The following is a 26,173-nucleotide window of genomic DNA, read 5'->3' on the forward strand; positions in this document are numbered from 1 at the left end:
TATTAGCCTCAAGCGACTGAGCGGCAGTTTTAGCGGTACTCAACGGCCATTTCCGCTTCAATGCCCCGTGCGTTCAGTTCTTCGCCGAGCTCTTTCATCACTTGCTGGTAGACCCGCTTGCTGACCATCGCCGGCATGTGGTCCGCCACCACGCGTGCCGAACGTGATTCTCGCTTGGCCAGGCCGATAGGGTCGAGTACTCGTACGGTAAGCACCATATAGGGATCAGATGCGTCACCTGAATCAGAACCGTTTAAGGCGTCAAGCCTCGCCAGAGCCGCATTGATGGTCTGGCGTTGCTGTTTCAGATAAATCAGTACGCAGATCGTCACGGCCAGAAGCAGCACGAAGCTGAATGAGAGAAACACCGTCACATTTTTACTCCTGTCATGTTGTAAACCGGGATGCTGTCAGTGTGATTGACCGCGGAAATCAGCAGAATGGCCGAACTGCCGCGCATCTCCTGTTTGCACTGATAATCGAATAATGAACTGATCTTTGAACTGATTATGTGCGTATTCAGTCGGGTTCTGATAGGTTTGTTTGCTTATCTTTTGGTGCATTTCCCAACTATTCGCAAGGCTGCATGGCGTGGTTCGCCGCTTCAAGTGTTGCGCCCAATTTATTCCACCAAGGAGTGTTCATGATCTGGTTAAAAGCTTTTATCGCCGGTCTGTTGGCTACGCTTATTTTCCACCAGGGACTGTTTGGCCTGTTTTACCTGCTGGGCATGGTGCCAGCTGCACCGTTCAACATGACGTCGGTGCCGCCGATTGGCGTGCCTGCGGTATTGTCGCTCGCATTTTTTGGCGGTCTCTGGGGGATCGCAATTTGGGCTATTATCCGTCACCTGGGTACTGCAGCTTTCTGGTCTCTCGCAATTCTGCTGGGTGCGATCGGCCCGACTGTAGTGGCCATGCTGGTGGTCTTTCCGATCAAGGGAATAGACGTCACCGCACAGACCTGGGTTGGCGGGCTGTTGTTAAATGGTTTCTGGGGCTTGGGTCTTGCCGTCTTCATGAAGTTGATGGGCGAACGAAAGACGGTATAAATCTATAAAAATCAATAAATTGAAATCCGTATTTCAAACCGGTTATAAAAGGATTTTGGCATGAGTAATCCGCAATTCGACATCATCGTATTTGGTGCAACCAGCTTTGTAGGGCAGATACTGAGCCGGTATCTGATCGAACAATATGGGCTTGATGGCAACGTAAAATGGGCCATAGCCGGACGGTCAGAAGGCAAACTCGTGAGTCTGAAAGCGGATCTTGGCGCGCCAGCGGCTGATCTGGATATCATTATCGCCGATGCCAGTGATGATGCCCAATTGGCGGCCATGTGCGCCCAGACCCGCACAGTAATCTCCACAGTAGGGCCGTATGCGCTCTATGGCGAACCGCTGGTGAAAGCCTGCTGCGAACAGGGCACGCATTATTGCGATCTGACCGGTGAAGTGCAGTGGATCCGGGAAATGATCATCAAATACGAGGCCCAGGCGAAAGCCTCCGGCGCTCGCATTGTTCATTGTTGTGGCTTTGACTCGATTCCGTCTGACCTGGGTGTGTTTTTCCTTCAGCAGCAAGCTGCACAGCAGTTCGGTGCGGCCTGTCCGACGGTCAAAATGCGGGTAAAAGCTGCCAAAGGCGGATTTTCAGGTGGTACCGCTGCCAGTCTGATCAACGTTGCGAAGGAGGCCGCTGCCGATCCGGCACTGCGCAAGTCTCTGGCGAATCCTTACTCGATATGCCCGACTGATTTCCGCCCGTCCCGTCGCCAGCACAACGTCAAATCAGCTGAGTTTGATGCCGACTTCGATGCCTGGACAGCGCCGTTTGTGATGGGTGCGATCAATACCCGTGTAGTTCACCGCTCCAACGCCCTTCAACACGCCGCTTACGGCGAAGAATTCGGTTATGACGAAGCCGTGCTGACAGGCACCGGTTTGAAGGGGCGTGCTGCAGCATTGGCGGTCACAGCCGGTATGGGCGGATTCCTGGTTGCCAGTGTGATCAAGCCAACACGTTGGGCACTTGAGAAATTCGTACTACCCAAGCCAGGTGAAGGGCCAACGCCAAAAGCGCAGCGTGAGGGCTTCTATGATCTGCGCTTTGTTGGCATCTCGGCTGACGGCAAGTTGCTGCGCACCAAAGTCACCGGCGACCGTGATCCCGGTTACGGTTCTACCGGTAAAATGTTGGGTGAAGCGGCCATGTGCCTTACGTTCGATCTGGACGCCGCAACCCCTGGCGGCTTCTGGACGCCAGCATCGCTGTTCGGCCACAAGATCATTGAACGGCTGGAAGCAAATGCCGGTTTGCGGTTTGAGGTAATGGAAAGCCGTTAGGCTGACGTGTCAGGTGCCAAGAGTGATCACCTGATCAACTCTTGGCAATGCCTCCTCATCATGCGCCAGCGCGATCAGGGTACGTTGGGCGAGATAGCCGGGAAGACGCTGTTTGATACGGTTTGCCATGTTGTTGTCGACGCCGGTGAAGGGCTCATCAAGAATGATGACAGGTGCGTCCGCCAACAATGCGCGGGCAAGCGCAACGCGTCGGGCCTCTCCGCCCGATAGCTGATGATCGTTTCCGCCAATCCAGGTCAATAGCCCGTTGGACCACCGGTTAACGGTGGCAGCGAGTTCAACGACCTCCAATACCTTCCAGATCTTTTCCGCCGACGCGCCAGCATCTCCTATCAGCAGGTTATCCAGCAACGTCATGTTGAACAGCTGGGTCCGCTGGGCCAGGTAGCTGACGCCAAGGTTAATCCCCACAGCCAAGTTGTCCGGGTCTGGTGTAACCGGGAAGGTGACAACTCCCGATTGTGGTTTAAGTAGTCCAGCCGCAATCCTGGCGACCGTGCTTTTGCCGGCGCCTGAGCGGCCCACCAGCCCGATCGAATGTTGTTCGTTAGCAGAAAAAGAAAGACCGGCAACCGTCGGAGGTTGCCCGGGATAGTGAAATCCGATGTTCGTAAGTTCTAGTGTGCCGGCCTGGACGTGTGTTGTATCGACTTTATCTGGCGCTACTTGCGGGCCGGATTCCCGGTTTAGCCTGCGAGCTGAGCCGACAGTCGCCCCCCAGGCGCCGAATGCGGGGGGCAGGGCCGTGTAAGCCTCTCCGACGCCCAGTAAAGCCAGGATCACCAGCACCAGTGCCGGACCGCTTAGTTGACCACTTTGAACTGCAAACAGGCCGTTGATGAGTACGATAATCATCGCGACCTGCACAGCTGCGGTAACCAGCCCTTGTGCCACCGCCGTGTTGCGGTCGGCACGGAGCTGAGGTGCCATGATGGCGGCATCGTCACGCAGTAGCATCCGGCCTCTGGATGTCATCAGTCCGGCAGCCGCCAGTTCTTTGTGCGCGTCCAGTGTGCTGATAATATCGAGACGCAATTCCTCAATTCTATCAATGCGTTGCTGTGTGTATTTCAGGTTGATTCGCGCCAACAGAACTGTGACGCAGACCAGAAGCGCAGCGAACAAACACAGCAACAGAACGGCAGTCGCGGTACTGATCAGCAGACCAAGCCCGGCAGCGATGAGTGTGGTAACCAACGCCACTGCTGCCGGCGCGGCCAGCCTGAGGTAGAGATTGTCCAGTGCGTCGATGTCGTGAGTGAGCCTGCTGAGCCTGCGCGAAGAGTGGGGGGCGGCTGCGTTGATCGGATAGCGTGTAATAGCGTTAAACAACAAGGTCCGGAGGTCGGCCAGCAGTCGCAACACGGTGTCATGGTTCACGACGCGCTCAAAGTAGCGAGCGACTGTGCGCGCTAGTGCGAAGAAGCGAATGCCGCCGCCAGGGGTGTATATGTTCAGAGTCGCCTGAATGCCTTGTGCCAGCAACGCCCCCGTTACGGCGGCCGAGGTTAGAAACCAGCCCGACAGGCCCAGCAGGCCAATACCTGCCAGCAGCGTTGTCAGCATCAGCACGGCGCCGAGCAGCAGGCGACCGGTATGTGGCTTTAGTGGTTGTAGCCAGGGCCAGAGCTCACGCATTATCCAGCCGTCCTTCATTGAGTTGATAGACCCTATCAGCGAACGCGAGCATCGCTGCGTGGTGACTTGAGAAAATCAGTGTGCGCTGGCCATCGGCCAACGTTTGCAGCGCATTGATGATCATCTTTTCGCTGTGCTCGTCCAGCCCGGCCGTGGGCTCATCCAGTAGCACAAGGTCATAATCCGATAACAGCACGCGCGCCAGCGACAGCCGCCGGGCCTGACCGCCAGAAAGGGCAGCACCGGATTCGAAAAGTGGTGCGTGCAAGCCGGTCGGTGCGGCATCAACTCGTTCTCTCAGGCCAACTTCGTCAAGCGCAGCGAGCAGGGACGCGTCGCTCGCCTCCGGCGCCACCAGTCTCAGGTTTTCAGCCCAGGAACCGTGATAGAGGTACGGTTCCTGACCCAGCCAACCAAAGCGGTTAGAGCCAGGTTGGGCTCCAAATACCGTCACTCGACCTTGCGTGGGTTGCTGGAACCCCGCAATGAGATTCAGCAGTGTTGATTTTCCAGAGCCCGATGGGCCGGCCAGCCCGATGACACTGCCTCTGGGGATTGCCAGATTGATGCTGCTCAGAACATTGCCGCGCCCCGAAAAGGCAACAGTTACATCCTCAATCGCGACCTGGTTGCTCAGGGCTTCAGGCACCTCGGTTTGCCGAGTGGCAGTGGGAGAAGGGGTATTCGTCACCGGCTGAAGGCGCGATATAAGCTGTTCTGCAGCGCCCAGTGCGGCGGCCCGGTCATGGTAATACTGCGACAGTTGGCGCAGTGGCTGAAAAAATTCAGGTGCAAGCATGAGTACAAACAAGCCGGTAAACAGTGTGAGCGATGCGGAAGGCCCAAAGTTGATGTAGCCCAGCAGGCCAAACCCGATATAAATGGCAATCACTGCGATGGCGACCGAGGCGAAAAATTCCAACACCGCAGATGATAAAAAGGCGATGCGTAGTGTTTTCATATTGGTGCGTCTGTAGGCATCAGACACTTCGCGCACATCTCGAGTTGCATGCTCCGTCTGGTTGAACAGCTGCAGAGTCAGTATGCCGCGCAACTGATCGAGAAAGTGGCCTGATAGGCGCCCAAGGGTTTCAAAATGCTGTTGGTTCAGGCGCTCCGCGCCCATACCGACCAGCGCCATAAACAAGGGAATCAAGGGCGCCGAAAGTAAAAGAAAGCCGCCGGCAATATAATCCAGCGGAAAGACCACTAGCAGAATCATGACTGGCACTAGAACTGAAAGCAGCATCTGCGGCATGAAACGGGCGTAATAGCCGTCCAGCGCCTCAACCTGTTCAAGCCATTCGCTGGCATGGGTGGCCGGACTGTCAGAATCCATTCCATTCGGACCTTTGTGTTGCCAGGATTGCGCGAGCTGTTTGCGCACTTCCTGTCTTACAGTCTGGCTTGCACTTGCGGCTGCGGTGTCCTTGGCGATTTGCGCCAGGGTTCTGACGGCAATAGCGACGATAATGCCAGCTATTGCGGGGTACAGATCCGGCAGCGCTCTGGAATGCGTGATTGCCTGGTCAATGGTCCAGGCGATCAACCCCAGCTGCACGATCGTTGCCACAGCCGCTACAAGGCCGGCGGCGATGGCGGCTAAAACAAGCGGACGGGCATGTGTGCCCAAGTCTGCAAGCCACTGGCGAGAGGAGGGGCGAGGCTCAGCCCCGTCGTCAGTCGCCGCAGCCGCGTTTTCTTGCAGCTGCGGCGCCAACGAATCAGTGGTAGCCGGCATCGGCGCGAACCTTGCCGCGGAATACCCAGTAGGTCCAAGCGGTATAAACCAGAATAATCGGGATAACGAACAGAAGCCCGAGCAAGAGGAACAATTGCGATTCCGGCGCAGAGGCTGCATCCCAAAGCGTGAAGTTGGGCGGCACAACGTAGGGCCAACGACTGACAATCAGCCCCAGGTAGCTGAAGATAAACAGACCCATCGTCGCCACAAACGGCATGCCTTCACGCCGCATCTTCAGTGACCGGTATATGCGGTAGGCACAGAACATGGCAAGCGCCGGTAATATCCAGATTACCTGGATGGTTGAAAACCAACGATCGCGTACCAGGTCATCAACAAACGGCGTCCAGAAACTGACAACGGCAAATACGGCCAGCACGACAAAGAGCAGGGGCATCGCGATTTTATAGGCCCAATCCTGAATGTAGCCCTCGGATTTAAGGATCAGCCAGGTGCTTCCCAGTAGCGCGTAACCGGCCATGAGCCCAAATCCGGTGAGTACAGTGAAGGGCGTCAGCCAGTCGAAAGCGCCGCCAACATAGACCAGTCCTTCGGTATTAAAGCCCTGAATATAGGCGCCAACAACGGCCCCCTGGGCGAACGATGCGATCATCGAACCGCCTGCGAATGCCCAGTTCCAGAGATAACGCGACGTGTTGGCTTTGAAGCGAAATTCAAATGCCACCCCTCGAAAAATCAGGCCAGCAAGCAGCAGGAATACACCGATGTAAAGTGCTGGCAGAAATATCGAATACACCAGTGGAAATGCGGCCAGCAATCCTGCGCCACCAAGCACCAGCCAGGTTTCATTCCCGTCCCATACCGGCGCAACAGAGTTCATCATCACATCCCGGGCTTCTTCGTCGGGAGCGAAGGGGAAGAGGATGCCCAGCCCCAAATCGAACCCGTCCATCAATACATACATAATGATGCCGAACCCGATAATCACAGCCCAGATCAATGCCAGGTCAAAGGTTTGCATGATCAGTTACCTCCTTTCCGGGTGGGGTCGGAATCCATATCGTCACCGATGCCGGGATAGGGCTCATATTCGAATTTGACGTGTGCCGCTGAGAATGGCCGCATCGGGCGCTCGGACTGCTCATCCGGTTCGTCAGTATCGTCGTCTTCAAGGCCGGCTTGGAGTACACGGAACAGGTAGTAAACGCCAGCGGTGAAGACCAGCGCATATACGACGATATAGCCAATCAGTGAGAACAGTGCCATTCCGCCCGTTAGCGACGGTGTGACGCCTTCAGCCTGGGTCATCATGCCGTAGACCAGCCAGGGTGATCGCCCCGTCTCGGTCACAAACCAACCCGCTAATACCGCCAAAAACGGTGTAATGCTCATCGCCCGCATCGACTGAAGAAACCAGCGAGAGGTGTAAACCTTGCGGCGGATTCTCAATACGAGGCCTGAAATCCCAAAAAATATCATCAGCAAACCAAGCGCCACCATGACCCTGAATGACCAGAATACGACGGGCACGACCGGCTGCTCATCGGGAGAGACCTCTTTGAGTCCGGGAACGACGCCATCCCACTCATGAGTAAGAATAAGACTGGCCATATGAGGGATGCCAATCTCCATGATATTGCTCTGGGTCTCACGATCAGGCCAGGCAAACAGCAACAGCGGCACTCCTGACTCTGTTTCCCAATTACCTTCCATCGCCGCAACTTTCATGGGCTGGTGTTCAAGCGTATTAAGGCCATGAAAGTCGCCGACAACGGCCTGCAGGGGCGCAATAATCAGAATTAGCCAAAGACACATCGATAGCGCCTTGCGGTTTGAATCGACCTCTCTGCGGTGCAGCAGGTACCACGCACTGACACCTGCCACAACGAAACTGCCGGTAAGGAAAGATGCAAGCACCATATGCATGAAGCGGTATGGGAACGATGGATTGAAAATAGCGTCGAACCAGGAGATAACATGGAATGCGCCATCCCTGAACTCAACACCGGCTGGGGTTTGCATCCAGCTGTTGGCGGAGAGAATCCAGAATGTCGAAATGAGCGTGCCTGTGGCGACCATAATCGCCGCAAAAAGGTGAACGCCTGCGGGAACCTTGTCTCGACCGAATAGCAGTACCCCAAGAAACGCGGCTTCCAGGAAGAAAGCCGTGAGCACTTCATAGCTCAGCATCGGGCCGAGAAAGTTGGCAGAGGCCTGGGCGAAATTGCTCCAGTTGGTGCCAAACTGGAACGACATCACAATGCCGGACACCACGCCCATCCCGAACACAACCGCAAACACTTTGGTCCAGAATGCGGATAGCCTGACCCATTGAGGGTTTTGTGTACGAAAGGCGAGGCCTTCAAGCACCGCAATATAGGATGCAAGCCCGATAGTGAACACGGGGAAAATGGCATGAAACGATATCACGAAGGCAAACTGAATTCGGGATAGCAATAACGGATCGAGATCCACAAAAACCTCCATGGTCTAACGCTATTGAGAGGGCGGGGCAGATCAGTACATATCAGCCTGTCACGCCTGGAGCCGGATAGGGTGGTGACACCACACACTCAACGAGCGTATTCCTGACATAAAGTTAATACAATTGGACGGATTGTCCTGCCTGGCGCTGACCTAAGGTATCCTGTTCAACTATAGAGTCTCTGAAAAAGTCTTGCGAAGAATGCAGCTGCAAGTTTTCCTTAATTACGAACATCTCTGAAAACAGGATTAGGATGGGAATTTACAGCGAAAGAATACTGCCGCACGTCATTGATCACGCCTGTAGCATCGGGTCGATCATGAAACTCCGACAAAAGCTGATTCCCATGGCGTCAGGCAATGTGCTTGAGGTCGGTATGGGCTCGGGAGTGAATCTTCAGTTCTACAATCCTGAAGCAGTTGGGTGTGTTTTCGGGCTGGAGCCTTCATCAGGTATGCGCCGAAAAGCGCAGCAAAACCTGAGCACATCACCGGTGCCGGTTGAATGGCTTGATTTACCGGGCGAGCAGATTCCGCTCGACGATAACAGCGTGGATACCGTCGTGCTCACGTTCACACTGTGCACCATTCCCGATTGGCGTAAAGCGCTACAGCAGATGTCGCGTGTGCTTAAGCCGGGCGGCCGGTTACTGTTTTGTGAGCATGGGCAGTCGCCGGATCAAAAGGTTGCGATCTGGCAGAACCGCGTCACACCAGCCTGGAAGAAAATTGCGGGTGGATGCCATCTGAACCGACCTATTGGTACCTGCATTCGGGGAGAGGGATTTGAAATTGAATCGCTTGAAAATCTCTATATCCGCAATGCCCCTAGAATAGCGGGCTACATCTACTTCGGAGTGGCGAGAAAACCGGAATAAGGACGCCCATCTCACTCAGATCTTGGGCTTCAACAATTGCGTTACCGCTCAGCGCCTTATACAATCCCGCCTCCTTCCAAAGCTGTCCGTGCCCGGGTGGTGAAATGGTAGACACTGGGGACTTAAAATCCCCTGACCGTTAGGTCGTGCCGGTTCGAGTCCGGCTCCGGGTACCAATTTTTCCCTTATACCTCTGTTAAGCAGCTCCTTGCGGGGGCCTCTTAGTTTCTGGCTGTGTCCGCTAGAGCGCTCGCTGTATTTCTCAGGCGTCGGTGTTGGGGCATCGGCTCGTTGAGCCTTCCGATACCAAACGATCGCCTGCGCTTATTGACCGCTTCCGAAAATACCCTTGCGGCATTTCCAATGCGAGGTGGTAGCTGACACCGGCCGCATAGTGAGCACACTGGCTGCTGTTATCCGAGGCGCAGGGCAGCATCTTTTTGATGGCTTTTATGGTGCCGTTGGCATCTGCATAAGCGATGTCGAGCGGGATGAAGGTACGGTACATCCAGAACGTGGCTTCTGGCGGGCGTTCTTCGTCGTAGACGAACAGCATACCGTGGTCTTCCTGAAGCGCTTCACGCCCCATCAAGCCTTTTGCTCTTTCTGTGGATGTGACAGCGCGCTCGACCACGAGTTTGTGAGTAGTCGTTGCGGTTTGAATGCACATGCCAACAGTTTCAGGTGTGTTTTCGGTAGAGCCAGGGGCGCGGCATGCCGACAAGGCCAGCATGGCCGCAAGTATGCTGATAGCCCGAATAGAGTAACGCGAAGATGTCATCAACTGCGCAGCCGGTAACCGGTTTTGAAGATGTAGCCAATCGCCAGTATGCAAAGCAGCAGGAAGAACAACGTCATGCCTGCGCTGACCACGACATTAACGTCGGATATACCGTAGAAGGCCCATCGGAAACCGCTAATGAGGTAAACCACCGGATTGAACAGTGTGATGGTTTGCCAGAGTGGGGGCAGCATGTTGATGGAGTAAAAGGTGCCGCCCAGAAACACCAGCGGGGTCACGATCATCAGCGGGACGATTTGAAGTTTCTCAAATGTGTCTGCCCAGATGCCGATAATAAACCCGAAAAGACTGAACGTGATGGCGGTGAGGGTCAGGAAAAACACCATCCAGAACGGATGATCGATGCTGTAGTCCACAAACAAACGCGCCGTGAGAAGGATGATTGCGCCCAGAATCAGCGATTTCGTTGCGGCAGCGCCTACGTAACCAATGACGACCTCCACATAGGACACGGGAGCCGACAGAACCTCATAAATGGTGCCGGAGAATTTGGGCATATAAATGCCGAATGAGGCATTGGATATACTCTGCATCAGCAATGACAGCATCACCAGCCCGGGAATAATGAACGCCCCATAACTGACGCCATCGATTGCCCCCATACGAGAGCCAATAGCGGAACCGAAGACGACGAAATAAAGTGATGTCGAGATTACCGGTGATGCGATGCTCTGCATCAGGGTGCGCCACATGCGGGCCATTTCAAACTTGTAGATTGCGCGAATACCGTGGAGATTCATGACTTGGCCTTGACCAGGTTAACGAATATATCTTCGAGTGAGCTTTCCCGGGTACGCAGATCCTTGAAATCGATACCCAGATCGCCGAGCCGCCGCAGCAAGATGGCAATGCCGGTTTGCTCCTGCTGTGCGTCGAATGAGTAGACCAACTCGTAACCGTCATCCGAGAGTTCCAGTGACAGGTCGGAGAGGCCCTCCGGTAGCGTTTCCACCGGGTTTTGCAGATGCAGTCGCAGCTCTTTTTTGCCGAGCTTTGCCATCAGTGCGTCTTTTTCTTCAACCAGGATCAGCTGTCCCTGACTGATAACGCCGATGCGATCCGCCATTTCTTCCGCTTCTTCAATGTAGTGGGTCGTCAGAATAATGGTGACACCGCTTTCCCGAAGCCCTCTGACCATTTCCCACATATCCCGCCGGAGCTCTACATCGACTCCTGCTGTTGGCTCATCAAGAAACAGGATCTGAGGCTCGTGGGAGAGGGCTTTCGCAATCATGACCCGGCGCTTCATACCACCGGACAGGGCCATGATGCGAGAGTCCTTCTTATCCCAAAGCGATAGTTGTTTGAGAATTTTCTCGATGTGCTGCGGGTTTGGTGCTTTGCCAAAAAGGCCGCGGCTGAAGCTGACGGTATCCCAGACGGTTTCAAAAGCATCGGTGTTCAGTTCCTGTGGAACCAGTCCGATTTTGCTGCGGGCAGACCGATATTCAGTAACGATGTCGTGACCATCGGCAAGCACAGTGCCGGAACTCAGGTTGACGATCCCGCAAATGATACTGATCAGTGTGGTTTTGCCGGCACCATTCGGGCCCAGTAACGCGAAGATCTCACCGCGATGGATATCAAGGCTGATGTCTTTTAATGCTTCATGGCCGGAAGCATAGACCTTGCTGAGATTTTTGACGGAAATGTCCGGATGCACGACAGCTCCTGTTTCGAAGAGAGTGAACGACACCATTCAGTGGAAATGATGAGTTCGGATAAAGGTGAAGTTGGGACGCATGTTCGTTCGCAAGCGAGCATTCTATACGAATATTGGAGCAGGCGGGATGGGGATGCTTAAAAGGAAATACACCTACACTCATTCAAAATGTTCCGATCAATTCAAGTATCCGGTTTTTAATGGAGTGTACATTTATGTTAGATAAGATCGATTAATGACAAATATAGACATTAAGTCCTAAGAGCAGTAGCATGATGGTATAGGGTATTTCCAACAGGTGATGTCATGACACAGCCAATCGCACATTCGACTCAGGCTCCCAATATTGACGAGCGCAAAGGGCAGGTGGCACTTAAAGCGTTCTTCAATATCACAGCTGAGTGGGGCTGCACTCAGGCTGACCGCCAAAAGTTGTTGGGTGATATTGCCCGATCAACATTGAATAACTACGCAAAGTTGCCCGCACTGCGGTTGAACCGTGACCAGCTTGAGCGGATCAGTTACATCATGGGCATCTACAAAGCCCTTCAGATCCTTTACCCCTCAAAATCGCTAGCCGCTCGCTGGATTAAAGCGCCCAACACGGCGCTGCCATTTAACGGATCGACGGCACTCGCTTTCATGACGCGCGGTAGCATGATGCATCTTGCGGAAGCCCGTCGTTACCTTGACGCCGCACGGGGCTGGTGAATGGCTTCATTTCCTGAGCCAGAAGGGTGCATACCCGAATGGCAGGCACATCGGATCGTGCCATCGCATTTTCCACCTATTGAAATATTTGAGTCGGTCCTGTCCCAGGATGAATTCGAGTTGGCTGCTGAAATTGAGGGGTTGACCAACGATCGGTTGCGGGATCTTACCGGTGATATTCAAAAAGTAGCGGAGGAAGATCGCGTCTTTGGGGCTGGTTCAAGCCCCATAATGGCTGCTTTTACCCACATGGGAGGGCCAAGCCGGTTTACCGATGGTACTTTTGGGGTGTACTACGCTGCGAGCTCCCTGAAAACGGCTATCCGGGAAACGGTATTCCACCGGGAGCGGTTTCTGGCGGCTACTCAGGACCCGCCGATGGAATTGACCATGCGCTGTTACATCAGCAAGGTTGTGCTGCCGGTGGATGATATTCGAGGGAAGCCCTTTGAAAGTCTCTACGACCCGTCGCCTGATCGCTATGGGTTGAGTCAGGATTACGCACGTGTGCGCAGGGAAGCCGGGAGTCACGGCCTTCTGTACCGCAGTGTGCGTGACCCGGCCGGAGAGTGTATCGCAGCCTTTCGACCGCGAACCATGGCGCTTCCCTGGCAGGGGCCCCATTTGCGGTATGTGTGGGACGGCCGGCAGATCACCGACACCTTCCGAATGACCCGTCATCGGCGTCTGGCTGCTGACTTTGACGACGCGCCATGAGGTGAGTCTCAGGATCTTTGCCCGCGTTCCGTGCCGTTTTGTAGCGTTTGGTAAAATGTGACTTGCCTCGGCTTTTGATATAAATTCTCTGCTAAAGTCCCGGAAACAAAGGCTTTCCCAAAAGCCAATCATCCGTACGGAGTGATTCATGCCAGAGCGTCGCCGCAGAGAGCGTTTACCCCTGATCCAGATGGATGCGCGCATCAGAGTAAAAAAGAAGCTGTTTTCCAGTAGCTGGGAAGAGGTCAATGTGTGTGATTTCACCCGACTCGGATTGGCGGTGGTTGGCGAACACGATTTCAAGGAAGGCGAGACGGTTACATTGAGCCTCCGGTTGTCCACCGAAGTCGGCGATATTACCGCAGAGCAGGTGGAGGCGATCGTTCGGAATTCCAGGGTGGGCGATGAAGGGACGATCTTCGGAATGGAGTTTGTCGAAAACCAGAAATCATCGATTACCGAATCCCTTGGACGTATCGAGAGCGTTTTGTCCCGCTTCCGAAAAGTGACGGACCGTATGCGCGAGCGCTCGGTTTGATTTACTCTGCTCAAGTCAGAGCGCCCGATTGATCGGACTGATCGACACAGGCATGGATTTTCACGCGTTATTACTGGAATAATGCGCCCTGCTTGAAGGGAGAGAGAAAGTCGGTGCGAACAGGTCTGGTTGTTGTGTTTGTTGCTGTAGTCGCCAGTGCTGCTGTGTTGGTGCCGCGTTGGCTTGAGCAAAACAGTGGCAACGAGAAGGTTGCTCCAGAACCCTGCCTGCTTGATTCACAGGATTGTCGCTGGATAGCAAACGGCAATGACTGGCAGATATCGCTAAGCAGGGAGGCGGAATCACGCAAGATGACCTTTACGGTTACCACTTCTGCCACGCCGGCCAGACTTTTGGCGGTGCTCACAGGTGAGTCCATGTATATGGGCGAGTACCCGGTACCATTGACCAAAACTGCCAAGGGTACCTACCAAGCCAAGTTTAACTTACCTGTCTGTACGACTGACCCGGATATGCGCTGGCAGATCAACTTGAAAGCCAGTGGCGAAAACGTCACATCAGACGCTGTGATGCCGGTTCTCGACGCACATTACGGGTCTTGACCTACCGAGGGGCCAAACCTCAAATTCTTGATGACCTTTGACAACTGCCTTCCAAAGCGCCATATCCCGCTCAGTAGCGGCGCATGCTAAACTGCGTAATATTATTGAAACCTATAGAATTCATGGAAGACGTTATGGATTACGCAGATAGTGTGCATCAGGTTCTGATTCGCAAAATCAGTAAAGCAGAGCAGGATTTGCTGCAATTAAAACTCGACTACTGCCGTTTTATTTTTGGCTTGTCTCATCGCGCTCAGGTCAGCCTGGAAGGGAGGCGATACCAGGTTGTGTCTGTTGATGTGGATAGCATGGTTCGCCAGGATGACGGTCGTTTCAGCAAGCCAACGCTGGTAGGCGAATTGGTTACAGAATCCCGGCAGGGCCAGGAAAGCAAAGTCGTGTCGCTGGGCAGCGATTGGGAGCTGATCAAGGATACCAAAACCCGCAAAGTGCCGGTTGAAAGCTGACGGCATTGGGGGAGCGCTGGTGCTATTCCCATACGTTCAGATTCAGTTCAGGAACGGCACCTGCGGTGCCTCTTCTTCAAATCAACGCGTTAGCTGTTAAAGCTGCGTAAAGCGAATGCTGGTCCGGCACGTAGCGTCTTTCCCCCCAGAATTCTGCCCCTTCCAAACCATTTCTGAAGCAGTAAAGCGCACTGCTGCTTTGCGTGAGGGTTGATAGAATCTGTTGGGTTTCCAGATCGTTAATGTGCAGTGACCTTCGCGCGACTTTAACCGCAGTTATGTAAGCTTTTTCCCGGGCATCGCCGCCAAACGGTGCCAGGGCACACGCAGCGCCGTATAGATAGGCCGCCGCAAGCGCCTTCAGCGCCGGGCTCGCAGCATTCAACTCAAGTTCCCGCCGCCTTACGTCCAGCAGCTGGATGCTGGCAAAGATGTGAAGCTGAGCCGTCAGATCACTGCTTGATACCACGGGTTGAGACTGTTCCGAGGTGACGCGATGGAAAGCATTGCGGGATGCCGATACCGCTTCAAATGCCAGTGGCTCTGCACTATCTGGCGTGACATCGGGTGTAAATGGCTCACTTATGCCGTGGGCTGCTACTGCATTCAGGCCTTTCGCCAGCGTCATCATTCGCAATGCCAGTACCAGTAACAGCACGGCAAGTGTGACTTCGACTGCACCTACGACTAACCCTGTCATGACCAATTCGCCCTATCAATGTTTCATCAAGTAACAAAATGTTACATCACACAGTGCATTGATAGCAGCGAGCCTGGGTCAATGATGTGACGCGAGTACGCTTTACAGCAAATTGTCCTGATAAGGTGGACAAGTGCGCTGGCTTGACTGCGCCTTAATGGCCTTCGCAGGTCACGGATGTGCGGAGTTTAAGGTGTTGCCTGACTCGGCGAGAGATGGTGTCGACCAGTATGTTGAGTGACGCAGTGATCAGGATCAGCACCATGGCACGGTCAAACTGGATGTTCTGGATGGCGCTGTCGACGTAGAATCCAAGCGTATAGATACCAAGAATGCCCAGTATCGCCGTTTCTCTCATGATGATTTCCCACCGGTAAAGCAGGAAGGCGATAAAGGGGCGATAGAGACGGGGCAGTAACTCGTAGTGATAGCGATCACACCCTTGCGGTGCGTCCGGCCGCAGTCTGATTTCGTTACTTCGCTTGCCAATCAGGTGACCGATAATGCCGCCATTATGCAGGGCAAGGGCAACGATGGCCGGCAACATTGACGGCCCCCAAAGCTGCAGCAGGATATAGGCAAGCATGTACTCTGGTGTCGATCGGGCGATGACAAGCAGGATGTGGCCGATCCCGCGTCTCTTGGGGCCGCCGAAATGGCGTGATATTAACGGGAACGCAATCAGGGTACAGATGCCTGTCAGCACCAGGGCTACCTGGGTCAGTACCAGCGTGTTCCAGATCCCGGGAAGGGCCTCATGCAGCGTCAGATCGCTCAACCATGTCGCAAGCCCGGCGATACCGTCTCCGTTCCTGATCGGTGAGGGCACAATATCCTCGGTGAAAAACCGGACGACATTCCCCCAGACAATGGGGAGCCCGTCACCCAGAAAAAACGGGGCGGCAATAATATAAAACGGCACCAGTCGAGGCCGTGCCCAGAAACGAAGTGTGGCAATCAGGACGTAGAAAAGAATCAGAAGGGCGCCGACCTCTGAATAGAATCCTTGTGAAAAGGACGATTCGAGATAGAACCCCAGCGTTGGCAGGCCCACAAAACCCAGGACGGCACTTGAGCGTAACCCGCACTCGAGCCGGTATGCGGTGTAGGTGGCCAGGTGAGGCAGAGCATCCGGCACACGTGCATACAGAAATGCAGAAAATGTGCTGGTACCGGCAGGGAGTACGCGAGCCGGGGTGGGATCGACCTCATCGAGTATGTCGGAATATACCTTTGCGAAGATGCCGGCATAGGGAATTGCGATTGCGAGGACGCCGGTAAGTGGGTGAAATCCGAAAAACTGAAGAAAGATCAAAGCCCAGAACAACTCATGTATCGCGCGAATAAAAGCCGAAAACATGCGAACGACACGCCAGCGAAAGGCCAGCGCCAACAGAAATCCGGAAACACTGCCCAGCGCAACGCCGGTAAACGCAAAGGCAATCGTACGCAGTAACGCTGTGCCCATACCCTGGAGTGACAGGAAATCAGGCGTGACGATGCCAATGAAAAGGGCTGTCAGGTCTTTCCACGGGTTAATGCTGGTGATGGCAATGTCGGCAAAAAAAAGGCTGAGCAGGCCGATAGCGACAAAAAGCAGCGATATCCTGACCGACGCTGATGCCATCATTATCAAGCCTTAGTAGAGAGGAAGGATGTCGGCGGGCGAAAGTCGATCACTGGCAGCATCGAGGGCGATCTGACCATCCTGTATGCCGACAATCCGGTGGCAATAACGCAGGGCAAGATCAATATCGTGAATCGCGATAACGCTGGTGCTATAGGCCTCTGCCATAATCCCCATCACCACATGGGCCAGCGGGCCATCGAGGGCTGACACAGGCTCATCTGCCAGCAGGATGTTGGCGTTCTGGTACAAAGCACGGGCGACCGCCGTGCGTTGTTTCTGGCCGCCGGACAGTGCTTCAACGGGTTCTCGGAGCTTGTCGCTTATCGATAACTTTTCGAGGATGGGGCGGATCTCACGCAGTTCCCGCTGGCGAGGCCATACCAGGTTGGTGAGGTTGTACCAGCGAGAGTGAGCCGACAAGCGCCCCATATAAACGTTGTGGAACACTGAAAGCGATTGCACCAAGCCCTGTTCCTGAGGCACGAGTGCAGCCTGATCCCGAACCCGATCATACAGCAGACTGAGTAGCGTCGATTTGCCTGCGCCGCTGCGACCCACCAGACCAATCCGCTCGCCTTCGCGGATTTCGAGTGTGATAGGCCCCAGAACCAGCTGACCGCCATATGCAGCGGTCAGGTTGTTAAGGCGCAGCGCATCCATTAGTCGATAATTCCGATTTCTTCGGCAGTATTCCGAATGGAGTCGTAATCGTCGTTACTGGCCGGGATAAATTCAGAACGAGGGAATTTACCCAGTAGTTCGGGATCCTTCATTTCTACCAACGCGGTCTGAACCTTCTCGATAAACCCGTCGCCATAGCGTTCGTCTACGTCACCACGAATCGTCCACTGGTAATCCTGATAGGGAGGCGTTTGCCAGATCACCTTTACCTTGTCGGTATCAATGGTGCCGGCTTCCATCTCACTGTCCCAGACCGCATAGTTCAATGCGCCGATCTCATAGGTACCGGCTTCAACGAGGCGTATGGTGCGTGAATGGTTGCCACTGAATCCGACACGACTGAAGACGTCATCCGGTGACTCGCCAAAAGCCTCGCGAATATAGTATTCGGGCATCAACCGGCCAGAGGTCGATCCTTTCGAGCCGAACGTGAAGGTCTTGCCTTTGACCGCATCGGGCAGACTGTCGGATTTTTCGATTCCTGTGCTCTTATGGGCAATAAAGTAGGACACAAACTGAGTGTCTTCCTTGCCTTGAGCAATCGCCCGGGAGCCTGGCACCAAAGCGCGCGCCTGTACGCCCGACAAGCCGCCGAACCAGGCCAGTTGTACCTGATTGTTACGGAAAGCTGAAACGGCTGCGGCATAATCTTTGACCGGAACATAGCGCACATCAACGTCCAGCTTTTGCGAAAGATAATCCGCAACGGACTGAAACCGTTCCCTAAGCTTGGTTTCGTCAGCATCCGGAATGGCGGTGAACACAAATGTGTCGGCGACTGCAGGCGTTATCAGCGCCAGGGAAAGAAGAAGGGCGCGTTTTAAGGTTTTTAGCATGTAATAAGTCCCTGATGGTCACATGTTATGAATAGCGGCCGATATTCCTTCGGCCTCGGTGGCGCCAAGAATAACGCCAAACGGCAGCGTGTTGAAGTGCGCTCGCTAACAGCTGCCGATGGTTACAGTGAAGACGACAACATAATCGGGCCGGAACCGTCGCCGGTATCGATTACTTTGCCAATCACGCAGGCTTCGGCGTAGCCAAGGGCCTTTAACTCAGTCAGGCATTGCTCTGCGTTGTTTTCGGGAATGCCAGCGAGAAGCCCGCCCGCGGTTTGGGGATCGAATAGCAAGGGGTAGCGTGGATCGGCCCGCCAGTCACTGGCGTTCGCGATAGCGGATTCAACCTGCAGATTTCCCTGCTGAAGCGAACTGACGATCCCTGCCGCAAGCGTCTCGACCGCACCGTCCAATACTGGCAGTTGGGATACGCTAAGCAGTGCATCGACGCCTGAGGGCCGGGTCATTTCCACAAGATGTCCGACCAGCCCGAATCCTGTGATATCGGTGCAGGCTCGAGCGCCGTGCCGCCTAAGGCACAGGGCAGCCTGCTGGCTGGATTGCTGCATAAACGTCAACGCATTGTCGATCCAGCGACCCTTTGCCTTGAGCTGTTGGTGGGCGGCGAACAGGGTTCCCGTGCCGAGCGGTTTGGTCAATATCAGCAGGTCGCCGGGCGCCAGACCCTTTTTGCTCATGACATCCTCAGGGTCGATCAAGCCGTTAATAGCAAACCCGAGTGCGAGCTCCTGGGCCTCGCCAGTATGGCCGCCGACCAGAGCACAGCCAGCGTCGTTGAGGACTTCAACAGCACCGCTCATTATCTGGAACAGCACATCCTCAACTTTTTTGTTCAGTCCTTGAGGGATGGTGGCAATCGCGGTGGCACTTTGAGCTTCAGCGCCCATCGCGAAGACATCTCCGAGGCTGTGGTTGGCCGCCACGCGCCCAAAAACATAGGGGTCATCAATAAACGACCGGAAAAAATCGACGGTATGAACCACTGCTTTTCCTGGAGGCACACTCAGTACGGCGGCATCGTCGGGCGAGTGAAGGCCAACGATTACATCCTCACGTTGCAATGGTTGCAGTTTTGCCAACGCGCGCGTCAGAGATGAGCTGGACACTTTTGCTCCGCAGCCCCCGCAGCGCATCGCCATAGCGGATATCGCCTGATTGGCGTCATCGGCATTTAATGCAGCGCTGGTATCAGCATCCGTGCTGGCTGAACGCATAGTCGGAAACTTGCTAAACCGCGCCATAAAACGCTTGTCGATCCAGTGTTTCCAGAGCCAGACCCACCGCCCCTTGAATGCAAGATCACCCCGAGAGCCAACTGCAAAACGATCGCCACTGCTGATCAGCGCCAGCCATTGCTTCTGTGGCTTGAACGGTTTGGGCGATTTTCCCCGGGCAACGCGGGCCAGATTAAGCGCTAGCGGCTGAGCCTGCCTTACGGCGAAAACACCTGCTTTTTCCCGGGGGTGATCCGTGACATGGGCGATATCGCCTGCGGCGAAGACAGTATCGTCATCTGCAGTCTGTAAAGTGTCCCGAGTCAATATGCAGCCGTCGTCATCGAGCGAGAAACCGGTACGTTTAAGCCAGGCAGGGCCGCCGGCTCGCGTTACCCATAAAACTTCGTTCAGTTCGATCGTCTGTCCGTCGGCAGTATGCAGGGTGCCTTTTTCCAGCCGATCGACTGCATTGCCCAGATGCAGGTGAACACCGCGATCAGCCAGAATCCGATGGAAAGTGTCCCGGACCTTGTCGTTGTGTGTCGGTAAAATTGATTTAGCGCTATCGAAAAGGTGAAAGTGCAGTGACTCAAGGCTTCGGTTGCGTGCGCGGAACTCGTTGGAAAGTCGGTGTTGAATGGCCAGTGTTAATTCTACGCCGCCAGCACCGGCGCCAACGATACCGATGCTCAGTGGGCCCGAATGCTGATCCATACGGTCGAGGATATCGAGCCAGCGACGATTGAATCCGTGGATCGGCTTTACCGGGGTCGCAAACTCATGAGCCCCCGAAATGCCATCGACCTTAGGTGCGGAACCAATGTTGATGGACAGCAGATCATAAGGCACGGAGGGGCGGCCGTTGCAGTGAACGAGTTTTCTGTCGCGATCAATATCGATGACTTCGCCACGATAAAAGCGGGCGCCGGCAAATTGCGCCAGCCGGCTAAGGTCGATATGCACGTCATCGTAGCTGTAATGGCCTGCGACGTAACCGGGCAGCATGCCGGAGTAGGGGGTGTGGGTGTCCCTGCAAATCAATGTAAGCCTGACGCCGGGCAGCGGATTCATTGCAAAATAGCGGAGAACGCCGACATGACTGTGGCCGCCGCCAACGAGGACGATATCACGTAGTACCGGTTGAGCAGGCGTCAGCATTGATTCTCCGACATGTGTTATCCGAAAACGGGCAAAAAGGCCCGGCTATCATACGCGTTGCAGGATCGAACGAAAAACGGAAAGGCGGAATCAGGAAAACAGGAGGTGGGCAAGGTGACTGTGAAGTGACAGGCGACCCGCTGGGGGTCGCCTCGCCCTGTTATCAGCCTACAATCTTTTTTGCTTCGGCTGACCAGCTGTCATATCCCTTCATGCTGGAGAACTCTTTCAGCTTGTCTTGCTCAGCCGCTGTCGGATTGGCGATTTGCTTGATTGAGCTAATGCCCATACCTTGCATTTTCTTTGCCGTGGCAGGCCCAACGCCCTTTACCAGCGTGAGGTTGCTCAGATCGACAGCCTTGGGCTTAGCGGGTGCTTTTGGCTTAGCAGCCGCTTTGGCCGGCGCTTTTTTCGCTGCTGGCTTTGACGTTGCGGCTTTAGTTGCCGTAGCAGGTTTGGCAGACGATTTTTTGGCTGCCGGTTTGGCCGCTGCTTTTGCTTTGGATGCAGCAGGTTTTGCCGTTGATTTTGCTTTTGATTTAGCTGAAGTGGCAGCGCTCTTCGCTTTAGCGGCTGTTTTTTCAGACGTCTTTTCAATTTCCTTGCTGGCAAGGCCTACACGCTCAAGCAAGGATTGCTGGAGCTCGTGAAATTCACTCAGCCGCCGGTCGAGCTCTTCATTAAAGCGCTTCATTTCGCGCTCACGTAATTTCTCTACTTCGTCGATGAGCTTTCTGATCGGTTCCTGCACCTGGTGTTGCAGCGAATCGAACTGCTTCAAAGCGTCACCAATCACCTTCTCGAGTTGACCGGAGGTTTTTTCAAATTCCTTGTTCACTTTCTTTACCAGCTTGTCCACGCCAGCTTTTTCTTTCTTCGCCATGATCAAAATCCCCATTTCATTCAGTAGTGGTCAGGTATTAATAAAGTGGAAGTATGACATTGTTGCGGAATACGCGGGACGCGTCCTTGTGCCAGGTCAAAGAATAACGCCTGCTGTCTTCAGCGTAGCGCATGTTGCTGAAAAAACGACCAATCTTTAGAGCGCGTCTTGCAATCAATGCGTTGGAGAAAAATCAGCGCCCTGGCGACCACGTCGGGAACGCAGGGTCTGCTTCCGATCAAGCACTTCCTGAATACGCCCGAGTTTTTCGCTGAGTTCTGAGCTCTGCCGCGCTGAAGACTGAATAAAATCAATTGAATAGAAGAAATTGCTGCAGTGTTTTTTGACTTCGACGACCAAACCCTGAAGTGCTTCGGCTTCGATATCCTCGAAGGGCATTTGCATAACCAGATCAAACTGAAGGGTGTCGCCGGGTTCAAAGACTTTATCGGTTTTCAGAACGCAACCGTACTGATCAAGGCCAAATAACCGGGATTCAACCATTTCCTTGCGAAATAACCCCCGCTTCAGGCGAAAGCGCGCCAGAAGATCAGGTAGAGGGTCTTGCACGTTCAGGTCAATTCGGTCCATGGGCCTCGGCCGTTAAAGCTTTCGAAGAAAAAGGAGATTACGAGAGGACTTGGCTGCATTTTTACATGGTTTCACGAATCGATGCTATCAGGTATCGGATCAGTGACGCCGCGTCATCGTTTAAACTTTAGACAAACGAATTCAATTTCGCAATATGATCAGCTGTGTACATTAACTATTTGACTGCGAACATCAAGTCAAAGGTGTGGCACATCGGGCCAGATTTCCTGGCTTGAGTCTGGCCCGATGTAAAGCGGGGTCAGTCTTTAGAGGTCGTTTCAATTGAATACAGATCAGTACGTCTGTCTTTCAGGTTGGTGACCGACCCTTCGTTACGTACTAACGTGAGCTTCTCCAGATCAAGATCCGAGAACATGATCATTTCGGTATTGGGTGTCGTCTCGGCCATCACCGCATCGTGGGGAAAAGCGAAATCCGAGGGTGAAAACACCGAAGACTGCGCGTACTGCACGTCCAGGTTCTCCACCTTCGGCAAGTTACCGACGCTGCCGGTGATCACCACATAGCACTCATTCTCTATCGCCCGTGCCTGAGCGCAATGTCGAACGCGCAGGTAGCCGTTCTTGGTGTCGGTCCAGAAGGGCACGCAGATGATGTCGACTTCCTGGCTTGCTGCGATACGACCCAGCTCAGGGAATTCGATGTCATAGCAGATCATGATCGCAACGCGTCCGGCGTCGGTTTCAAAGACCTCGAATTTGTTGCCGCCTTCAATTACCCAATCCCGCCGTTCGTGAGGCGTGATATGGACCTTGCGCTGTTCATCAACCCGGCCATCACGATGACATAGATACGACACGTTGTAGACGCGGTCGTTGTCCAGTAAAGGCATCGACCCAGTGATGATGTTGATGTTGTAGCTGACGGCCATCTCGGACATCTGATCCCTGAACTGCTGGGTGAAGCCAGCAAGGAAGCGGATGGCGCGGGTCTGATCCATCTGGTCCGTCAGGCCCATCAGTGGGGCGTTAAAGAATTCAGGGAAGATCGCGATGTCACTTTTGTAGTCTGAGAGTGCGTCAACGAAATACTCGACCTGCTTGAGCACTTCATCTACTGATGTGAATTCGCGCATCTGCCACTGCACTGCGCCCATCCGCACCTGGGTTTTACGGGTTTTGAGCACCGACGCAGGGGGCGTGAACAGGATGTTATTCCACTCGAGAAGTGTGGCATAACCCAATGATTTTTCGTCCTCCGGAAGGTATTTATGCATTAACCGGGTGACCTGGAAATCGTTCGATAGCTGGAACGTCAGAATTGGATCGTAGATTTCCTTGCGATCGACCCGCTCAATATATTCCGCCGGCGTGTATTGCTCTGAATGCTTGTGATAGTTGGGAATCCGGCCCCCGGCGAGAATCGCACGGAAGTTCCGCGAGCGGCACAGTTCTTTGCGGGCTTCGTAAAGCCTGCGCCCAAGACGGTAACCGCGATAATCCGGGTGGATGAAAACATCCAGCCCATAGAGCGCGTCGCCCTTGGCGTTGTGCCAGATCTTTTCGTTTTTGAGGATCAGGTCATCATAGGTATGCGGGTTACTGAAGCGCTCGTACTGGACGCTCACCGTGAGCGCAACGGCGATCAGCTCACCATTATCTTCTATGCAGATTTGTCCATCGGGGAACTGTTCGACCAGTGCTTTGATGGTGTCCTTGGGCCATGCACCGCCAATGTCATCATAAATTCGATCCATCAGGATCTTGAGCGGACCGTAATCTTCAAGAGTGAGGTTACGGAGATTCAAATGAAGTTCTTCATGAGCCATTCCGGCAGGTCTCCCGCGATAAATCAGCGAATGTAGTGGTTCTCAGGATAACAGATCGGGCTAAAGTTATATCTGCGTCGGCCGATTTACCAATTCAAGGCCAGGACAAATACTGCCGTTACTGTCTGCGCTAGTGCGAAATGTCACTTATAACGAATCCAAGATAACGAAACTCTCCGTCAGGATGCTCCTCATGCGCAATTTTACCTTTGGCCAGAAGCTGCTAACCGCTGTTGCGGCGCTTCTGGTTGTGATTATTGCTGTTTACGCTTTTATCAGCGATCGGCGGTTGGTCAGTACCACTGATACCTATGTCGAGGCGATGATAAACGATGCTATTGCCCAGAATACGGCGAGCGTAGCCATCTGGCTGAATAGTCGGCTGGATATTACGGAAGCGACCGCCGTTGCGCTGGAATCCGCAGATAGTGATCGTCAGGCTCAAGCACTGCTGCAATCATCAACAAAAGGTGGCGGATTCGTGGATGTCTACGTGGGGCGCGCTGACGGGTTCGCGCTGATGCCGTCCGCTGAGAGTGCGGCGACTCTTCCGGATGACTATGATCCCCGGACTCGCCCCTGGTACAAGCTTGGCTTGAGCTCAAACCGGGCGACGTTTACCGAACCCTACGTTGATGTCTCAACTGGCAGTATGATTTTGTCTTCGGTCGTTCCGGTCAAGTCAGGTGATTACCGGGGAGTGGTGGCCGGTGACATCACGCTTGAGAGTGTTGAACGGATTCTTGCCGAAGCAACCCTCGCAGAAACCGGTTACGCCATGTTGATCAATAAAGATGGCACCGTTCTTTACCATCCGAACAGAAAACTGATTGGGAAAAAGGTTAAAACCTTGATCGGCGAGTCGCCCAGCCTTGACGGTAGTGTGAATAATTACCGTTTTGAAGACGCCGACTGGCGAGTCAGTTTCCACAAGATCAAAGGCGCCCGTGGTGTTGACTGGTACCTGGGCGCGATTGCCAATGACGATCTGATTATGGCGCCCATTCATAGTGCGCGGATCACGGGCGTGATCATCGCGGCTGTAGGGATATTGCTGACACTGGTTTTGGTGAATATCGCGATCCGTATTCTGATGAAACCGGTGCATTCACTGCGCGACGCCATGGCTGATATCGCCAGTGGTGATGCGGATTTGTCCCAGCGTCTGGCAATGGAAAGTAATGACGAATTTGGTCAGACCGCTGCCAGCTTCAATGCTTTTATTACGAACGTTCAATCGGTGGTGAGCGACGTTCAGCGCGGTGCGATTGAGCTGAGTGATGCTGTGGGTTCTCTGAAACAAACCGCCGGCGCCAGCCGCAAGAGCGTCGAAGGTCAGCAGACAGAGATCGATATGGTGGCGACCGCCATCAACGAGATGTCTGCCGCTGCCAACGAGATCGCCCAGAATGCGCAGCAAACCGCTGACGCCTCAACCAGGGCGGACCATGATGCTCAGCAGACGCAGGAGACTGTTAAAGCGTCTCGTGATGCAGTTGAACGTCTTGCATCGGAAATCGGCGCTGCGGCGGACGTGGTTGAGCACCTGGGTCAGGATGTCACTGACATCAACAGTATTCTCGAAGTTATCCAGAGTGTTGCTGAGCAAACCAACCTGTTGGCGCTGAATGCTGCGATTGAGGCTGCCCGGGCGGGCGATGCTGGGCGCGGTTTTGCCGTGGTTGCCGATGAAGTGCGCAACCTCGCACGCCGCACGCATGACAGCACAGAAGAAATCAACGCGATGATCGACCGGCTGCAGAAAGGAGCAGCCAACGCGGTAAACGTGATGCAGGCTTCACGAGCTGTGTCGAACGTCAGCATGGAGAAGGCTCAGGATGCAATGGACTCTCTGAACCGCATTGCTGAAGCGATTACGTCGATCAGCAATATGACGACTCAGATCGCGACCGCATCCGAAGAACAAACATCGGTCTCCGAAGAGCTGAATGCCTCAATCAACCGGATTGCAGATCAGGGGCAGGAGGCTGCAGCAGCGGCCAGCGAAAACGATGTCTATAGCGGTAAAATTGATGATATCGGGCGCAACCTGCAACGGAACGTCTCGCGCTTCAAGGTATAGCGGGCCGCTGTATTCAACCAGGGCCTAACCAACTGGGCCCGGACGAT

General features: G+C 54.1%; 25 protein-coding genes and 1 tRNA gene. 10 read left to right on the forward strand and 16 right to left on the reverse strand.

What is annotated here, in order from left to right:
• Positions 1–29: 29 nt before the first annotated feature.
• Positions 30–374 carry a hypothetical protein gene (locus tag ACUN9X_RS11365; protein WP_260035717.1) on the reverse strand — a complete coding sequence of 115 codons (345 nt, stop codon included), beginning with the start codon at positions 372–374 and terminating at the stop codon, positions 30–32.
• A gap of 269 nt (positions 375–643) precedes the next feature.
• On the opposite strand from ACUN9X_RS11365, the gene ACUN9X_RS11370 reads away from it, so the two are divergent.
• Positions 644–1,051, forward strand: a complete 408-nt coding sequence (locus tag ACUN9X_RS11370; protein ID WP_445473125.1) for a hypothetical protein — start codon at positions 644–646, stop codon at positions 1,049–1,051.
• A gap of 60 nt (positions 1,052–1,111) precedes the next feature.
• The gene (locus ACUN9X_RS11375; RefSeq protein ID WP_445473126.1) at positions 1,112–2,347 is read left to right on the forward strand and encodes a saccharopine dehydrogenase family protein; all 1,236 of its coding nucleotides are present in this window, start codon (positions 1,112–1,114) and stop codon (positions 2,345–2,347) included.
• Between the two features lie 9 nt (positions 2,348–2,356).
• On the opposite strand, the gene cydC is transcribed toward ACUN9X_RS11375, so the two are convergent.
• The 4 genes from cydC to ACUN9X_RS11395 are packed head-to-tail and all read right to left on the reverse strand — an operon-like array spanning position 2,357 to position 8,186.
• Entirely contained in the window at positions 2,357–4,006 is a 1,650-nt protein-coding gene (gene cydC, locus ACUN9X_RS11380; protein WP_445473127.1) for a thiol reductant ABC exporter subunit CydC, read from the reverse strand.
• Complete coding sequence (gene cydD / locus ACUN9X_RS11385; RefSeq protein ID WP_445473128.1) at positions 3,999–5,747, reverse strand: thiol reductant ABC exporter subunit CydD; 1,749 nt, start codon at positions 5,745–5,747, stop codon at positions 3,999–4,001. The genes cydC and cydD overlap by 8 nt, the downstream gene beginning before the upstream one ends.
• A complete protein-coding gene (gene cydB / locus ACUN9X_RS11390; RefSeq protein ID WP_445473129.1) occupies positions 5,731–6,732 on the reverse strand; it encodes a cytochrome d ubiquinol oxidase subunit II in 1,002 nt (333 codons plus the stop codon). The genes cydD and cydB overlap by 17 nt, the downstream gene beginning before the upstream one ends.
• Before the next feature lie 2 nt (positions 6,733–6,734).
• Positions 6,735–8,186, reverse strand: coding sequence for a cytochrome ubiquinol oxidase subunit I (locus ACUN9X_RS11395; protein ID WP_445473130.1), 1,452 nt, complete (start codon positions 8,184–8,186; stop codon positions 6,735–6,737).
• Positions 8,187–8,449: 263 nt separating this feature from the next.
• Here ACUN9X_RS11395 and ACUN9X_RS11400 point away from each other — a divergent pair, with 263 nt between their 5' ends.
• Positions 8,450–9,073 (forward strand): class I SAM-dependent methyltransferase, encoded by a 624-nt coding sequence (locus ACUN9X_RS11400; protein ID WP_445473131.1) that lies wholly within the window; start codon positions 8,450–8,452, stop codon positions 9,071–9,073.
• 90 nt (positions 9,074–9,163) lie between these two features.
• A tRNA-Leu gene (locus tag ACUN9X_RS11405) sits at positions 9,164–9,249 on the forward strand.
• 86 nt (positions 9,250–9,335) lie between these two features.
• Here the strand turns inward: ACUN9X_RS11405 and ACUN9X_RS11410 are convergent.
• From ACUN9X_RS11410 to ACUN9X_RS11420, 3 genes are read right to left on the reverse strand one after another with little or no spacing between them, the layout of a single operon-like run.
• Positions 9,336–9,854 (reverse strand): DUF192 domain-containing protein, encoded by a 519-nt coding sequence (locus tag ACUN9X_RS11410; protein ID WP_445473132.1) that lies wholly within the window; start codon positions 9,852–9,854, stop codon positions 9,336–9,338.
• A complete protein-coding gene (locus ACUN9X_RS11415; RefSeq protein ID WP_260039354.1) occupies positions 9,854–10,615 on the reverse strand; it encodes an ABC transporter permease in 762 nt (253 codons plus the stop codon). The genes ACUN9X_RS11410 and ACUN9X_RS11415 overlap by 1 nt, the downstream gene beginning before the upstream one ends.
• Complete coding sequence (locus tag ACUN9X_RS11420; protein WP_260039352.1) at positions 10,612–11,538, reverse strand: ABC transporter ATP-binding protein; 927 nt, start codon at positions 11,536–11,538, stop codon at positions 10,612–10,614. Before ACUN9X_RS11420 ends, ACUN9X_RS11415 begins: the two co-directional genes overlap by 4 nt.
• 306 nt (positions 11,539–11,844) lie before the next feature.
• Between ACUN9X_RS11420 and ACUN9X_RS11425 the strand changes: the two genes are divergently transcribed.
• The 5 genes from ACUN9X_RS11425 to ACUN9X_RS11445 all read left to right on the forward strand — a co-directional run bounded on the left by ACUN9X_RS11425 (position 11,845) and on the right by ACUN9X_RS11445 (position 14,534).
• Positions 11,845–12,249, forward strand: coding sequence for an MbcA/ParS/Xre antitoxin family protein (locus ACUN9X_RS11425; RefSeq protein WP_260039350.1), 405 nt, complete (start codon positions 11,845–11,847; stop codon positions 12,247–12,249).
• Positions 12,250–12,966: an RES family NAD+ phosphorylase gene (locus ACUN9X_RS11430; protein ID WP_445473133.1), complete on the forward strand. Its 717-nt coding sequence runs from the start codon at positions 12,250–12,252 to the stop codon at positions 12,964–12,966. It abuts the gene before it with no gap.
• Between the two features lie 148 nt (positions 12,967–13,114).
• Positions 13,115–13,504, forward strand: coding sequence for a PilZ domain-containing protein (locus ACUN9X_RS11435; protein ID WP_260039345.1), 390 nt, complete (start codon positions 13,115–13,117; stop codon positions 13,502–13,504).
• Positions 13,505–13,617: 113 nt separating this feature from the next.
• On the forward strand, positions 13,618–14,067 hold the full coding sequence (locus ACUN9X_RS11440; protein ID WP_260039343.1) for a hypothetical protein: 450 nt from the start codon (positions 13,618–13,620) through the stop codon (positions 14,065–14,067).
• Positions 14,068–14,201: 134 nt separating this feature from the next.
• A complete protein-coding gene (locus ACUN9X_RS11445; RefSeq protein ID WP_260039342.1) occupies positions 14,202–14,534 on the forward strand; it encodes a hypothetical protein in 333 nt (110 codons plus the stop codon).
• A gap of 76 nt (positions 14,535–14,610) precedes the next feature.
• Here the strand turns inward: ACUN9X_RS11445 and ACUN9X_RS11450 are convergent, their stop codons facing one another.
• The 8 genes from ACUN9X_RS11450 to ACUN9X_RS11485 all read right to left on the reverse strand — a co-directional run bounded on the left by ACUN9X_RS11450 (position 14,611) and on the right by ACUN9X_RS11485 (position 24,043).
• Entirely contained in the window at positions 14,611–15,234 is a 624-nt protein-coding gene (locus ACUN9X_RS11450) for a hypothetical protein (RefSeq protein WP_260039340.1), read from the reverse strand.
• Positions 15,235–15,388: 154 nt separating this feature from the next.
• Entirely contained in the window at positions 15,389–16,864 is a 1,476-nt protein-coding gene (locus tag ACUN9X_RS11455) for a PhnE/PtxC family ABC transporter permease (RefSeq protein ID WP_445473134.1), read from the reverse strand.
• A gap of 9 nt (positions 16,865–16,873) precedes the next feature.
• Complete coding sequence (locus tag ACUN9X_RS11460) at positions 16,874–17,524, reverse strand: ATP-binding cassette domain-containing protein (RefSeq protein ID WP_445473135.1); 651 nt, start codon at positions 17,522–17,524, stop codon at positions 16,874–16,876.
• Complete coding sequence (locus ACUN9X_RS11465; protein ID WP_445473136.1) at positions 17,524–18,381, reverse strand: putative selenate ABC transporter substrate-binding protein; 858 nt, start codon at positions 18,379–18,381, stop codon at positions 17,524–17,526. The genes ACUN9X_RS11460 and ACUN9X_RS11465 overlap by 1 nt, the downstream gene beginning before the upstream one ends.
• Before the next feature lie 122 nt (positions 18,382–18,503).
• Complete coding sequence (selD, locus tag ACUN9X_RS11470) at positions 18,504–20,780, reverse strand: selenide, water dikinase SelD (protein WP_445473137.1); 2,277 nt, start codon at positions 20,778–20,780, stop codon at positions 18,504–18,506.
• Between the two features lie 163 nt (positions 20,781–20,943).
• Positions 20,944–21,663, reverse strand: coding sequence for a hypothetical protein (locus ACUN9X_RS11475; RefSeq protein ID WP_260039330.1), 720 nt, complete (start codon positions 21,661–21,663; stop codon positions 20,944–20,946).
• Positions 21,664–21,837: 174 nt separating this feature from the next.
• Entirely contained in the window at positions 21,838–22,254 is a 417-nt protein-coding gene (locus tag ACUN9X_RS11480) for a hypothetical protein (RefSeq protein WP_260039328.1), read from the reverse strand.
• Between the two features lie 259 nt (positions 22,255–22,513).
• Positions 22,514–24,043, reverse strand: a complete 1,530-nt coding sequence (locus tag ACUN9X_RS11485) for a bifunctional GNAT family N-acetyltransferase/carbon-nitrogen hydrolase family protein (protein ID WP_260039325.1) — start codon at positions 24,041–24,043, stop codon at positions 22,514–22,516.
• A 193-nt stretch (positions 24,044–24,236) separates the two neighbouring features.
• On the opposite strand from ACUN9X_RS11485, the gene ACUN9X_RS11490 reads away from it, so the two are divergent.
• Positions 24,237–26,126 carry a methyl-accepting chemotaxis protein gene (locus ACUN9X_RS11490; RefSeq protein WP_445473138.1) on the forward strand — a complete coding sequence of 630 codons (1,890 nt, stop codon included), beginning with the start codon at positions 24,237–24,239 and terminating at the stop codon, positions 26,124–26,126.
• Positions 26,127–26,173: the final 47 nt, after the last annotated feature.

This window comes from Marinobacter sp. V032 (assembly GCF_052645435.1).